Origin of the sequence: Thioalkalivibrio sp. ALE9, assembly GCF_000377445.1 — a bacterium.
Taxonomy (GTDB): Bacteria; Pseudomonadota; Gammaproteobacteria; order Ectothiorhodospirales; family Ectothiorhodospiraceae; genus Thioalkalivibrio.
In genome coordinates this window covers 19,980-32,964 of sequence record NZ_KB898127.1, presented here as the reverse complement: position 1 = coordinate 32,964, position 12,985 = coordinate 19,980, and the positions used below count along the sequence as shown (strand labels likewise).

Genomic DNA, 12,985 nt, shown 5'->3' with positions numbered 1-12,985 from the left:
TCACCCGCGGCGGCGGTCCTGCCGGCCGCACACGGGCCGGTGGTTCAGAGGCCGAAGATCTCGGACTTGAGGTTCCACTTGGAGGCCAAGGTCTCGGTGGCGTTGAGGAACTCCTCGGCGCGGGCCGGGTGGTTCCACTGGCCCTGGGCGATCCAGGCCAGCGCGGTGTCGCGGTCGGGGGCCAGAGACAGGATGTGGATCAGCTCGCCGGCATCACTGCCGATGACCTCGCCGCCCAGCAGGGCGCCGGTGTCCATGTCGCCGATCAGGCGGACGAAGCCCTCGGGCTCGTCCTGGCCCAGCGCGCGCGGGGAGGTCTCGAAGGCGGCGAAGCCGACCGCCGGTTCCAGTTCCTCGTCCTCGGCGTCGTCCTCGTCCATGCCAAGGCGCGCCATCTCCACCGCGGAGTAGATCGCGATCGGCACGAAGCGCTCGTCCTGCTCGCGGGTGTTGCCGTTCTGAATGTTCTCCACCGCGATGGTGGCGTCCGCCAGGGCGTGGTTCGCGGTCTGCCATTCGCTCGCGACATCGCCGATGGCGTAGATAGTGTCGACATCGGTCTGCAGCGTGGGGCGGCGCTTCACGAAGCCGCGGGCGTCGGTCTTCACCCCGATGGCGTCGAGGTTCAGGCCCTCGGTGTGCGGGGTGCGTCCGGTGCCGAGCAGGACCCAGTCGACCTCGAAGCTGTTGCCTTCGCTGTCGGTGATGGTGACGCCGTCATCCGAGGTCTCGACGCTTTCGTAGCCCTTGACCCGCACCGGCTCGATGCCGTCCGCGGCCAGCTGTTCCTTCAGCGTGCCCAGTGCCTGCGGGCTGAACTTCTGGTTGGACAGCGGCTTGGAGCGCGACAGCCAGGTCACCTGCTTGCCGAGATGATGGAAGATCCAGGCGAACTCGGTGGCGACAACGCCGGAGCCGATGATCGCGACTCGCGCGCCCGTAGGCGGTTTGTCGTCGAACAGCATGTCGGTGGTCAGTACGCGCCCGGGTTCGGCCGTGAACGGGGCCGGAACGGTGGCGGTGGCGCCGGTGGCGATGATGGTGTGGCGGGCGCTGACGGTCTCGGTGCCGTCGTCGGTGACGACCTCCAGGATCTCGGCGTCGCGGAAGCTCGCAGTGCCGTGGCGGTACTGGATCTTCAGGTGCTTCATGTAGCCGAGGTAGGAGTTGCGCACCTCGGTGACCACGTCCTTCTGGTGGTCCCAGGCGCGATCCATGTCGGCCGTGAGGCTGCCGCTGATGCCGCGGCCCTCGAAGTGGCGCTGCGCGGCGACGGTGCGGGCGGTGTGGTACCAGTCCTTCTTGGGTACGCAGCCGCGGTTGAGGCAGCAGCCGCCCCAGTCGCCCTTCTCGATGATGACGACGCTCAGTCCGCGCAGGGCGCCCAGAACGGCGGCACGATAGCCCCCGGGGCCACTGCCGATGATGGCCAGGTCAAAGGTCTCGCTCATGGTGTCTACTCGGTCAGGTCAATGATCGGGTCGTGCCATTCCAGCTGCGTGAGGTTCAGCTCGAACACGCGGCCGTCGGCCTCGTAGTCGAAACGCACCGGGACGTGGCGCAGCTCGCGCGCAAACCAGGCGGACAGCGCAACGTCGCTGTCCTTGCTGCGGCGGTCGATGCGGATGGTCTCCACGCGGCCGATCGGGGAGTCCATGGTCTCGCGTCCGACGACCTCGAACTCGTATTCGCGCAGGCGGTCGCGTTCCAGCGCCTGGATGGTCTCGCGGTCCCCCGCGGCGGCCAGTTCGCCGGTCTCCAGGCGCTGCATCATCAGGTACAGCGAGCCGAGGAAGTCCAGGGTCTGTTCCGGGACCTCGAGATCGAAGCGCTCGCTATTGATGGTGCCGATCGCGCGGTTGCTCTCCCAGTCGAAACGCGTCTCGACCTTGCGCTCGCGGCGCGGGGTGATCTGCTGGCTGCGCGACTGCACCAGCTGGAGGTCGCCGTTGCGGCTGTTCATCAGGGCCTCGCGGCTCAGCTCGAAGCGCCCGAGGATGCGCAGGAAGCCGGAGACGTGGGCATCCATCGCCATGCGGGTCTGCACGTCCTCGTGGTTGAGGGTGATGCGCGCCTTGAGCGTATTGCCCATGGCGCTGGCCTCGTAGCTGGCGGTGTAGGGCGGGATCGGGCGCAGGTCGCGGTCCGCGGCTGCCGGGGTGGCCAGCAGGGCCAGCACCAGGGCCAGCATTATGGAAACAGCACGCCGGGTCATCGCGCGGCTAGCGCCGGTCGTCGGGGCCTGAACGTTCATGGGTGTCCTCGTCGAGTTGCAGCGGTGCCTCAAGCGGCCTGCCGTCGTCTTGCAGGATCCGCCCGCACCACTGAATTTCGCCTGAACACACGCGCCGGACGACCTCGGGGTACAGCCGGTGCTCGGCCCGTTGCACGCGGGCGGCCAGGGTGTCGGCCGTATCGTCGGGCGCCACCGGCACGCGTGCCTGCATGATCACCGGTCCGCCGTCCAGCTCCGGGGTGACAAAGTGGACGCTGGCGCCGTGCTCGGTCTCGCCATCGGCCAGGGCGCGGGCGTGGGTGTCCAGGCCGCGATACTTGGGCAGCAGCGAGGGATGAATGTTCAGCATGCGGCCGGTGAATCGGTCCACAAAACCGGGGGTCAGGATGCGCATGAAGCCGGCCAGGATGACCAGGTCCGGGGCATAGTCCTCGATGGCGGCGGCCAGGTCGGCGTCGAAGGCCTCGCGCGAGGGGTAGTCGCGATGGTTCAGCACGCGGTGGGGGATGCCGTGGCGTTCCGCGAACTCCAGCCCGCCGGCATCCGGCCGGTTGCTGATGACCCCGACCACTCGCCCCGGGATGCGCCCCTGTTCGCAGGCCTCGATCAGGGCGCCGAGGTTACTGCCGCGCCCGGAGATCAGGACGACCAGGCGGCGCGGGGCCGCGGTCGATTGCCCGGCGGGTCCGCTCATGCGGCGGCGTAGGTGACGCCGGGCTGGTACTCGTCGCGTTCGCGGATCACGCCGATCGGCCAGCTGCGGATGCCGGCCCGCGCGAGCTGCGTGCTGGCGGCCTCGGCCCGGTCCTCGGGGAGGATGACGGTCATGCCGATGCCGCAGTTGAAGGTGCGCAGCATCTCCTCGTCGGCGATGTCGCCGGCCTGCTGCAGCCAGTCGAACACCGGCGGCCGCGCCCAGCTGTCGGGGTCGATGCGTGCGCCCAGGGTGTCGGGCAGCACGCGCGGGAGGTTCTCGGTCAGGCCGCCGCCGGTGATGTGGGCCATGGCGTGCACCGGGAACTGCTCCAGCAGTTCCAGCAACGGGCGCACGTAGATCCGGGTGGGGGCCATCAGGGCCTCGCCCAGCGTGACGCCGTCGGCGCCCGGCAGCGGTGCGTCGAGGCGCGTGCCGGCGTGCTCCAGCACGCGCCGGATCAGGGAGTAGCCATTGGAATGAGGGCCGCTGGCCTCCAGGCCGAGGACGACATCCCCGGCGGCGACTCGGCTGCCGTCGATCAGGGCGTCCTTCTCGGCGATGCCGACAGCGAAGCCGGCCACGTCGTAGTCCTCGCCCTGGTACATCCCGGGCATCTCGGCGGTCTCGCCACCGATCAGGGCGCAGCCCGCCTGTTCGCAGCCCTCGGCGATGCCGGTCACCACGTCCGCGGCGATGTCCACGTCCAGATGGCCGGTGGCGTAGTAGTCAAGGAAGAACAGCGGTTCGGCCCCTTGGACGACGATGTCGTTGACGCACATCGCGACCAGGTCGATGCCGATGCGGTCATGCCGGCCGGTCTCCTGCGCCAGGCGCAGCTTGGTACCGACGCCGTCCGTGCCGGATACCAGGACCGGCTGCCGGTAGCGATCCATCGGCAGTTCGAACAGGGCCCCGAAGCCACCCAGGCCGGCCATCACGCCGGGGCGTCGGGTGCGCGCCGCATGCGGCTTGATACGTTCGACCAGCTCGGCGCCGGCCTCGATGTCGACACCGGCATCGCGGTAGGTCAGGCCTGAACGGGATTCGGACATGGGTTCCCCGATGTTGAATGAGCGCGGGTGGAGGCCGCGCGCTGCGGCGGTCTCGCAGAACCCGGCATGGTAGCGAGCCGGGTGCGGGGGTGCAAAGCCGGGAAGCGTTTCGCGGCGAAGAAGGCGGGTGCGAACGGGCGGCGCTGGCGAGCCTTCTCCGGCGATGCCGGGGCGCATGCCTGTGGTATTTTGTGGCGCCTGTCGAACAACCGATCATGACCATGCCCCTGCATCCTCGAGCGCATTCCCGCCTGGCCTTCCTGCTGGGCCTCCTTTTCCTGGTGCTGACCCCGGCCGGGGCCGCCGATGACGCGCTGGTGGTGACGGTCACCGCCGAGGACGAGGCCCGGGCCCTGGAGCAGGGGCTGGAACAGGCGCTGGTAAGGCTGGCGGGGCTGCGTTCGGGCCCGGTGCTGGATTTGGCGGGTGAACTGCTCGAAGGCCGCGACGACGAGGGCTGGATCGCGGCGCTGGAGCGGCGGCAACAGGTCGAAGAAGATCGCTACCGCCTGGAGTTCGACCCGTTTCGTCTGCGCACCGCGCTGCGAGACGCGGGTGTGCCGGCCTTGCTGGGCGAGCGTCCGGCGCTGCTGGTATGGGCCGTACATGATGCCGGCGGGCAGCGTGACCTGCTCGGGGATGCGGTGGACGGCCCGGGGATCCTCGCGGCGCTGGACGAGCTGGCCGAGGCCCGGGACATGCCGTTGCTGTTCCCGCTCGGCGATCTGGAGGACCGCCGGTCCGCCCAGCCCTCCGATATCGTGGGCGGTGTGAGCGAGCCGCTGGTTGCGGCCGCGCGCCGATACGAGGCCGACGGGGTTCTGCTGCTGCACGTGCGCGAGACCGCGAGCGGGGCCGAGGCGCGGGTGGTCGCGGTGCACGACACCCGTGAATACCGCAGTTCCGCCAGTGGGGACAGCCCCGCAGTGGCGGCCCGCGAGGCGGTGGCGCGGGCGCTGGACCGGGTGGCCGAGCCCCTGGCACGGGTCGCGGCCGAGCCGGAATGGCTGCGCCTGGGGTTTGCCGGGATCCAGGGCTTTGCGGCCTTCGAGCGCCTGCGCGCGGAATTGGCGCGGCTGCAGGCGGTGGAGGCGGCGCGTCTGGATGCGCTGGCCGGCGACAGCGTGGTGCTGCAGGTGCGCACCGGCCTTGATCGCGATGACCTGGTCGACCTGCTGCGCGGCTCCGGCTTTGCCCGGGCCGAGGCGCCGGATGCGGCACCCGAGGCCGATGCCTGGCTGGATCGGCGCTGATTGCTGTCACGGCGAACCGGATGCTGCCCCGCCACCAGATCCCCAATGCCGTCACGATCGGCCGGATCCTGCTGATCCCGCCGATTGTCGTGCTGCTGGCGCTGGAGCACTACCTGTTGGCGGTGGTGCTGCTGGCAATCGCCGGACTGAGTGACGCCCTGGACGGCTGGCTGGTCCGGCGTTACGGCTGGCATACGCCGCTGGGTGCCTGGCTGGATCCGGCGGCGGACAAGCTGCTGATGCTGGGGATCTATGTGGCCGTGACCCTGTCCGGACTGCTGCCCCTCTGGCTGCTGTTGCTGGTGGTGGGGCGGGATGTCTGGCTGACCCTTGGCTCCGCGTTGTACCGGGTGTTTGTCGGGCCCCTGGCCATTCGGCCGTTGCTGATCAGCAAGGTGAACACCTTCCTGCAGATCGCGCTGGTGCTGGTGGCCATCGTGAAGGTCGGTCTGCTGGCACTGGACCCGATCTGGGTGCAGCTGCTGATTATTGTCGTGGCCTTCACGACCCTGGCCAGCGGTCTGGCCTATACCGTGCAGTGGGGCCTGTATGCGTGGCGTTACCTGCGCGGCCAGGGCGGGTCGGACGCGGCGAACGGGAGGGCGTCATGAGCACGGGGGTCGAGTTGCGCGAGCGCGTCGGGCCGGTCTCGGCCGCGACCCTGGCTGCCCTGGTCGGATTGCTGGTACTGGGCGGGGCGCTGTACCTGCTCGCGCCAATCCTCACCCCCTTCGTCGTGGCGCTGCTGATCGGTTATCTGTTCAATCCGCTGGTGACGCGTCTGGCGGCGCGCACCGGGCGTTCGCGCACCCTGGCCACGGTGGTCATCTTCCTGCTGGTGATGCTCGGGCTGGCCGCGCTGATCCTGATCCTGATCCCGCTGGCCATCGCCCAGTTCGAACGACTCACGCTGGCGCTACCGCAGATCCTCGGCTGGTTCGATGCGCAGGTGCGGCCTTGGCTGGAGGAACTGGCCGGGGACGGCCTGCCGCCGCTGGACGCCGGTGCGCTGCAGGGGCTGGTCACCGAGCACTGGCGCGAGGCCGGCGGGCTGGCCGGGGGTGTACTGCAGTGGATCGGCAGCTCCACCGGCGCGCTGGTGCTGGGGGTATTGAACCTGGTGCTCATCCCGGTGGTGAGTTTCTATCTGCTGCGCGACTGGCCGCGCCTGCTGGACGGATTGCGCGACCTGCTGCCGCGGGCCTGGCGTCCGGCGGTGATGACCTTCGCTGCGGAGTCGGACGAAACGCTGGGGGCCTTTCTGCGCGGACAGATGCTGGTGATGCTGGCGCTGGGCCTGTTCTATGCGGTCACCCTGACCGTGGCCGGGGTCGAGATGGGTCTGGCGATTGGCCTGATCGCCGGGCTGGTCAGCTTTATCCCCTATGTTGGCGTGATCGTCGGGGTGCTGCTCGCCAGCGCCGCCGCGCTGGTGCAGGGCGACGGCTGGACCCTGCTGCTGATCGTGCTGGCGATCTTCGCCGTGGCCCAGGTGCTGGAGTCCATGGTGCTGACGCCCTGGCTGGTGGGCGACCGCACCGGGCTGCATCCGGTCGCGGTGATCTTTGCCGTGCTGGCCGGCGGACAGCTGTTCGGCTTTTTCGGCGTGCTGCTGGCGCTGCCGGTGGCGGCGGTGCTGGCTGTCGGCGTGCGCCACCTGCTGGTGCACTACCGGCGCCTGAATGCCGGGGAAGCGCCCTCGGAGCCGGGAGCCCGCCGGGAATGACTGCCGGCCAGGGTCGCGAGGCTGCCCCGCAGCGCCAGCTGCCGCTGGACCTGCGCCTGCGGGATACGTCGCGCTTTGCCGGCTTCTATCCCGGCGGCAATCCGCTCGCCCGGGATGCCGTCGAGGCGCTGGCCGTCGGGGTCGGCATGAGCGAGCCACAGATCCTGCTGCACGGGCCGTCCGGCGTCGGCAAGACCCACCTGCTGCAGGCGGCCTGTCATCAGGGCCATGAACGTGGCGAGCCGGTGGCCTACCTGCCGCTGGGCGAGGTCGCATCCGCCCCGCCGCTGGCGGTGCTGGACGGCCTGGAGCGCGCCCGCCTGGTGGCGCTGGACGATCTCGACGAGGTGGTCGGGCAGGGCGACTGGGACGAAGCCCTGTTCGGGCTGCTCAACCGCCTGCGCGACAGCGGCTGCCGGGTGCTGCTGGCGGCGACCCATGCGCCGGACGGGCTGGGCAGCCGCCTGCCGGACCTGACCTCGCGCCTGGCTTGGGGACCGGTGTTCCGGATGCAGGCACCGGAGGAAGACGACCTCAAGCGCATCCTCGCCCAGCGCGCCGCACTGCGCGGGCTGGAGCTGCCGGAGGCGGTGGCCGACTACCTGCTGCGCCACTACCGCCGTGATCTGGTGGCCCTGCTGGCCCTGCTGGACCGCCTGGACCTGGCCGCCCTGGCCGAACAGCGGCGTCTGACCATCCCCTTCGTCCGCGACCAGCTCGCGCGTTCCTGATCTTCACCACGAAGCACACGAAGCACACGAAGGCACGAAGAAGGGCCAGGTCAAGGGCGTTTAACAGGAAGACGGGAAGGACGGAAGATTCTGGATGGGGCGTACCGGGAGGCGGTCCTCGGCCCGGGGATGCTGGCTGGGCGCCTCGCTCCGGCCGAAGCGTGGGTACATTGCGCACCGGAAAGGACTTTCCCGCAACCTCCTGTAAACAAAATGCCCTCTTCCAGCCTTCCCGTCTTCCTGTGAACGGGTTTTGACCTTCTTCGTGTCTTCGTGCGCTTCGTGGTGAATATCAGGAAGTAAGCTTGCGAGCGCGGCGGGCGTCGAGTTTGACGTAGAGCAGGCAGCCGGCGAACCAGGCGAGGCTGGCGGCGGTCATCAGCAGCCCGTACAGGCGCGCATCGGCCGCCGCGGCCAGCGTGATCCCCAAGGTCACGTAGGCCAGCGCCAGCAGGCTGGACCAGGCGTGGGTGTAGCGGCGCCCGTGCAGCATCCCGCGCAGCGGGAACAGCAGCGGCAGGACCAGGATCACCAGCGCCAAAGAGACCGGCACGATCTCCGGCCGGTCGATCCAGGTGGTCCAGACCAGGATCAGGCCGATCAGGGCCAGATAGGCGACCAGCGCCAGCGCGCGCGCCGCGAGGATCATGCCGATTCCCCGTTCTGCAGGCGGCGCGTGATCCGCCCGACCCGCTCGCCCAGGGCCGTGGCGATGCGCTGCTCCTCGCGGGTCACCGGGTGCTCGCCCTGGCCACCGGCGACATGGCTGGCGCCGTAGGGCGAGCCCCCGGAGGTCGTGGTGCTCAGTTCCGGCACGGTGTAGGGCACGCCGACCCAGAGCATCCCCTGGTGGATCAGGGGCAGGGCCATGGTCAGCAGGGTGGTTTCCTGCCCGCCGTGCTGGGTGGCGGTGCTGGTGAACAGCCCGAACGGGCGATCGACCAGGCCGCCGCTGGCCCACAGGCCGCTGGTGCCGTCGAGGAAGTGCTTCAGCGGCGCGGCCATGTTGCCGAAGCGCGTGGGCGAGCCCATGACCAGCCCGGCGCATTCCTCCAGGTCGCGGGTCTCCGCGTAGGGCGGGCCGTCGGCGGGAACCGCCGGCGCCTCGCCGGTGATGTTGGTGCTCACCGGCGGCACGGTGCGCACGCGGGCGACGGCGCCGGCCCGCTCCACGCCGCTGGCGACGTGACGGGCCAGCTCGGCGGTCGCGCCGTAGCGGCTGTAGTACAGCACCAGGACCTCGGGGGCCGCGCTCATGACAGGATCTCCAGCACCTGCTCGGGCGGACGCCCGATGCGGGCGCGGTCACCCATGACCAGGATCGGGCGTTCGATCAGTTTCGGGTGCTGCACCATGGTCTGGATCAGCGCCTCGTCGTCCAGCTCGGCATCCTTCAGGCCCAGTTCGCGGTACTCCGCCTCGCCGGTGCGCAGGAGATCGCGCGGGGCGATGCCCAGCCGGTCGACGATGGCGCGCAGGGTGGCGGCATCCGGCGGCGTCTTCAGATATTCGACAATCTGCGGCTCCACGCCCTGCTCGCGCAGCAGTGCCAGGGTCGCGCGCGACTTGCTGCAGCGCGGGTTGTGGTACAGCGTAGGGGCATCGGACATGAATCCACTCCGGAGGACGAAAAATGACGGAGGCCAATGATAACCATGCCCGCCGCTGGCGTGTCAGCGGTCAGGTGCAGGGGGTGTTCTTCCGCGCCTCTACCCGCGACGAGGCCCGGCGGCTCGGGTTGACCGGTTATGCCCGTAATGAGCCGGACGGCAGCGTCGAGGTGCTGGCCGTGGGCCCGCGCAGGGCGCTGGACACGCTGGAGGAGTGGCTGGCCGACGGGCCGCGCATGGCGCGGGTGGATGCGGTGGAGGCCGAGGAGCTGGAACCCCCGGAGCCGGCGCCGCGCGAGTTCTCCACGGGCTGACTCGGCGGTGCCTCAGTAGCGCCGCAGCGGGCGACCCGGTGGCGGAATGACCTGGACGAAGGCACGCACGTCGCGCAGCCGGTGCGGACCTTCCGACCGGATGCGGGTCTCGGCCCCCTGCATCCAGGCGCCGTCCCAGGCGAGGCGGGCCGCCCCGGTGCGCGAATGGCGCGGCAGGTCGATCAGCAAGAGGCCGTCTTCATAGGCGACCTCGAGCTCACTGCGGTAGCGCTCGGCGTGTACCTCGATGCTGCGGCTCTCGCCACTGGCGAGGGTAAAGGCCGTTGGCTCCAGCGCGCGTTCGCGACCGCCGATCCGCAGCGTGCCGCCGCTGAGACTGACGCGGATCAGGTCTCCGGGCAGGCCGGCCTGGCCACTGCGGATGGCCGCGACCCGCTCGGCGCGTTCGGCTGCCCGTGCCGCCTCCTGCTCGGCTTCGGCCTGCAGCCGGGCCTCGCGGGCCTTCTGCACCGATTCCCAGGCGCGGATGGCCTCGACCCGTTCGGCCTCGCCCATGGCGTCCCATTGTTCTTCGCTTACCCCGTAGATCCGCGGGCTGCAGGCGGCCAGCAGCAGTGCCAGGGCTGCCAGGACCGGGTACAGACGAAGCGTTGCGGGCATGCGCGATTTCCGTGTGGGTTTGTAGCCGAGTCTGTCCGAGTAGCCTGTACCGGCCCTGAACCGGGCTGAGGGAAACACTGTTTCCCTCAGAACAGCAGGTTGATGACGAGCAGCGAGACGACCATGAACAGCAGGGTCACACCGGCGCCGGCGCGCAGGTAGTCGGCCACGCGGTACCCGCCGGGATCCATGATCAGGGCATTGACCTGGTGGGTGGGCAGGATGAAGGAGTTGGATGCGGCGATCGCGACGATCAGCGCGAACACGCGCGGGTCGGCGTCGATCCCCATGCCCTGGGCGACGCTCGCGAAGCTGACCGCCAGCGGGACCAGCAGAACCGTTGCCCCGACGTTGGACATCACCAGCGTGAAGAAGGTGGTCAGCAGGAACACCGCGACCTGCAGCACCCAGACCGGCATCCCTTCCAGTTGCTGCATGCCGTTGGTCGCGATCCACTCACCGGCGCCGGAGTTCTCCACCGCCAGCCCCAGCGGGATCAGCGAGGCGAGCAGGAAGACGGTCTTCCAGCTGATGCCGCGATAGGCCTCGTCCATCGTGATCACGCCGGTGAAGATCATCCCCAGGGCCCCGCCCAGCAGGGCCAGTGCCAGCGGCAGGTCGGTGAACAGCACCAGCCCCAGCCCCAGCGCCAGGGAGCCGAGCGCGGCCAGCGGCCGGTGGGTCTTTGAGGCCCCCTGCTTGCGTCGTGGATAGCGGCTGGTGACCACGACGAAGTCGCGGTCGTCCTCCAGCGCCTGCAGGTTCTCCCACGGGGTATGCACGACCAGGGTGTCGCCGGCCTTCAGTGGGGTATCCGGGACCTCGTCGACGATCAGGTCATCACCGCGCTGGATGCGCAGCACCGAGATGCCGTAGCTGCGGCGCATGCCCTTGTCGCGCACGGTCTGGCCGATCAGGTCGGAGCCGGGCGGGATAATCACCTCCGCGATGCCGCCGTGGCGAGCGGACAGGGCGCGGGCGAACACGTCCAGTTCGTCCTTCAGCAAGGTGCCGGTGTGGTCGCAGGTCGTCTCGATGGTGGTGACCGGGCCGAGGATGGCGAGGTGTGCCCCGCGCTCCAGCTCCACGTCCCGGTTGGGTTCGATGCGGGTCTCGTCGCCCGTGGTGACGCCCACGACGTGCACCCCGAAGGCCGCCTCGAAATCGCCCACACGCATTCCGGCCAGGGAGCTGTCCTCGTCCAGGCGTGCCTCGCGCACGCCGAAATCCATGCCGTAGACATCGCGGAACCAGGCCGAGGTCGTCTGCACCCGGCTCTCGTCCGGGTCCTCGGTCTGGGGATCGCGGGCCGGCAGGACCCAGCGTCCGAACAGCGCGAAGTAGAGGATCAGCGTACCCAGCAGGGCGAGTCCGATCGGGGTGACGTCGAACAGCCCGAAGCCCTCGACATCCCGCGGCAGCAGGTCGTTGAGCAGGATCAGCGGGCTGGAGGCCACCAGCGTCAGGGTGCCGCCGACGATCGCGGCAAAGCCCATCGGCATCAGCAGGCGCGAGCGCGGGATGCGCGCGGCGGCCCCGATGCGGTTGATCACCGGCATGAACAGGGCGGCGGCACCGATGTTCTGCATGAAGCTGGTGATGATGCCGACGGCCCCCGAGGTGGTGGCCATCACGCGGCGCTCGGTCTGCCCGCCAAAGCGCAGGATCAGGTCCGCCAGGCGGTTCATGACCCCGGAGCGGTCCAGCCCCTTGCCGATGATCATCACCGCGATGATCGCGATCACCGCGTTCGACGCGAAGCCGGAGAACAGCGCCTCGCCCTCGACGATCGGCGCCACCCCCGGCACCAGCGCGACCATGCCGAGCAGGAACAGCACGCTCAGCGCCGCCAGGTCGATCCGGATCACCTCCGTCACGAACAGCAGGATCGTCAGCCCCAGCAGGCCGAACACGATCCCCATCTCCAGGGTAAAGGCGACCGACCCCATCAGAAGCGGCCCTGTTTGCGGGGATCGGTTGCGGCGGGGCAGTCGATGAGGGGGCCGCGTGAATCAGGCAACGCGCGGATGTACTTCTTGTTCAAGCCGAGGCCCCAGGGACTGGCGGGCCTGCTCGAGCTCGAAGTGATCCTGGAGGTTCATCCAGAACTCGGGCGAGGTGCGGAAATAACGGCCCAGGCGAAGCGCCGTATCCGCCGTGATCGCGCGCTTGCCCTGCACGATCTCGTTGATTCGGCGGGGGGGCACGCTGATGTCGTGCGCCAGGCGGTACTGGCTGATGCCTGCCTCCTCGATGAATTCGGCCAGGTGCTGGCCCGGATGGATCGGGGCCTCGATATCCTGTGCTGTCATCGTTGCCTCCCTGGTGGTCGTCGGATCAGTGGTAATCCACGATCTCGACGTTGTAGGCGTGACCGTCTCGCCATTCGAAACAGATGCGCCACTGGTCGTTGATCCTGATGCTGTATTGACCCGCGCGGTCGCCTTTCAGTGCCTCCAGTCGATGCGAGGGAGGCTGGCGCAGATCCTCGAGGCGGGTGGCAGCGTGGATGCGCGCCAGACGCATTCGTGCCCGGCGCGTTACCTCGTCGGGCAGGCGGCGTGCCCTCTCGCCCCGGGCCAGCCGCGCGGCTTCCTTGCCGCGGTAGCTCTGGATCATGGATAAATGTTAACGCGCTGCGTTATTAGCGCGCAAACGGTTGTCGAACCGGACTCTCCCGGGAAATACCGGTCCCGAATACGCCCGTCACTTCGGCGCTGTTTTCTGCGGGCGAGGCACGGTGAC

At 69.4% G+C, this 12,985-nt stretch carries 16 protein-coding genes; 5 read left to right on the top strand and 11 right to left on the bottom strand.

From position 1 onward, the window contains the following. Positions 1-44: 44 nt before the first annotated feature. The 4 genes from D106_RS0109090 to purM are packed head-to-tail and all read right to left on the bottom strand — an operon-like array spanning position 45 to position 3,985. A complete protein-coding gene (locus tag D106_RS0109090) occupies positions 45-1,451 on the bottom strand; it encodes an NAD(P)/FAD-dependent oxidoreductase (protein WP_018879857.1) in 1,407 nt (468 codons plus the stop codon). Between the two features lie 5 nt (positions 1,452-1,456). Then, entirely contained in the window at positions 1,457-2,191 is a 735-nt protein-coding gene (locus tag D106_RS0109085) for a DUF3108 domain-containing protein (protein WP_018867466.1), read from the bottom strand. A gap of 31 nt (positions 2,192-2,222) precedes the next feature. Beyond that, the gene (gene purN / locus D106_RS0109080; protein WP_018879856.1) at positions 2,223-2,930 is read right to left on the bottom strand and encodes a phosphoribosylglycinamide formyltransferase; all 708 of its coding nucleotides are present in this window, start codon (positions 2,928-2,930) and stop codon (positions 2,223-2,225) included. After that, the gene (purM, locus tag D106_RS0109075) at positions 2,927-3,985 is read right to left on the bottom strand and encodes a phosphoribosylformylglycinamidine cyclo-ligase (protein ID WP_018879855.1); all 1,059 of its coding nucleotides are present in this window, start codon (positions 3,983-3,985) and stop codon (positions 2,927-2,929) included. Before purM ends, purN begins: the two co-directional genes overlap by 4 nt. A gap of 221 nt (positions 3,986-4,206) precedes the next feature. Between purM and D106_RS0109070 the strand changes: the two genes are divergently transcribed. Genes D106_RS0109070 through hda form a run of 4 tightly spaced genes read left to right on the top strand, consistent with a single transcriptional unit; the run spans position 4,207 to position 7,695 of the window. Next, positions 4,207-5,238: a DUF2066 domain-containing protein gene (locus D106_RS0109070; RefSeq protein ID WP_018867463.1), complete on the top strand. Its 1,032-nt coding sequence runs from the start codon at positions 4,207-4,209 to the stop codon at positions 5,236-5,238. 20 nt (positions 5,239-5,258) lie between these two features. Then, entirely contained in the window at positions 5,259-5,849 is a 591-nt protein-coding gene (locus tag D106_RS0109065) for a CDP-alcohol phosphatidyltransferase family protein (protein WP_018879854.1), read from the top strand. After that, on the top strand, positions 5,846-6,964 hold the full coding sequence (locus D106_RS0109060) for an AI-2E family transporter (protein WP_018879853.1): 1,119 nt from the start codon (positions 5,846-5,848) through the stop codon (positions 6,962-6,964). Before D106_RS0109065 ends, D106_RS0109060 begins: the two co-directional genes overlap by 4 nt. After that, positions 6,961-7,695: a DnaA regulatory inactivator Hda gene (hda, locus tag D106_RS0109055; protein ID WP_018867460.1), complete on the top strand. Its 735-nt coding sequence runs from the start codon at positions 6,961-6,963 to the stop codon at positions 7,693-7,695. The genes D106_RS0109060 and hda overlap by 4 nt, the downstream gene beginning before the upstream one ends. 292 nt (positions 7,696-7,987) lie before the next feature. Here hda and D106_RS0109050 read toward each other — a convergent pair whose 3' ends face one another. Genes D106_RS0109050 through arsC form a run of 3 tightly spaced genes read right to left on the bottom strand, consistent with a single transcriptional unit; the run spans position 7,988 to position 9,305 of the window. Then, positions 7,988-8,344, bottom strand: a complete 357-nt coding sequence (locus D106_RS0109050) for a DUF2069 domain-containing protein (RefSeq protein WP_018867459.1) — start codon at positions 8,342-8,344, stop codon at positions 7,988-7,990. After that, a complete protein-coding gene (gene wrbA / locus D106_RS0109045; protein ID WP_018867458.1) occupies positions 8,341-8,952 on the bottom strand; it encodes an NAD(P)H:quinone oxidoreductase in 612 nt (203 codons plus the stop codon). Before wrbA ends, D106_RS0109050 begins: the two co-directional genes overlap by 4 nt. After that, a complete protein-coding gene (arsC, locus tag D106_RS0109040) occupies positions 8,949-9,305 on the bottom strand; it encodes an arsenate reductase (glutaredoxin) (RefSeq protein WP_018867457.1) in 357 nt (118 codons plus the stop codon). Before arsC ends, wrbA begins: the two co-directional genes overlap by 4 nt. Before the next feature lie 23 nt (positions 9,306-9,328). Here arsC and yccX point away from each other — a divergent pair, with 23 nt between their 5' ends. Next, positions 9,329-9,619, top strand: a complete 291-nt coding sequence (gene yccX / locus D106_RS0109035; protein WP_018867456.1) for an acylphosphatase — start codon at positions 9,329-9,331, stop codon at positions 9,617-9,619. A 12-nt stretch (positions 9,620-9,631) separates the two neighbouring features. Here the strand turns inward: yccX and D106_RS0109030 are convergent, their stop codons facing one another. The 4 genes from D106_RS0109030 to D106_RS0109015 all read right to left on the bottom strand — a co-directional run bounded on the left by D106_RS0109030 (position 9,632) and on the right by D106_RS0109015 (position 12,859). After that, positions 9,632-10,240: an Hsp20/alpha crystallin family protein gene (locus D106_RS0109030; protein ID WP_018867455.1), complete on the bottom strand. Its 609-nt coding sequence runs from the start codon at positions 10,238-10,240 to the stop codon at positions 9,632-9,634. Between the two features lie 86 nt (positions 10,241-10,326). Continuing rightward, complete coding sequence (locus D106_RS0109025; RefSeq protein WP_018879852.1) at positions 10,327-12,189, bottom strand: SLC13 family permease; 1,863 nt, start codon at positions 12,187-12,189, stop codon at positions 10,327-10,329. 63 nt (positions 12,190-12,252) lie between these two features. Then, positions 12,253-12,552 (bottom strand): HigA family addiction module antitoxin, encoded by a 300-nt coding sequence (locus D106_RS0109020; RefSeq protein WP_018867453.1) that lies wholly within the window; start codon positions 12,550-12,552, stop codon positions 12,253-12,255. 25 nt (positions 12,553-12,577) lie between these two features. After that, complete coding sequence (locus D106_RS0109015) at positions 12,578-12,859, bottom strand: type II toxin-antitoxin system RelE/ParE family toxin (RefSeq protein ID WP_018867452.1); 282 nt, start codon at positions 12,857-12,859, stop codon at positions 12,578-12,580. Positions 12,860-12,985 lie beyond the last annotated feature (126 nt).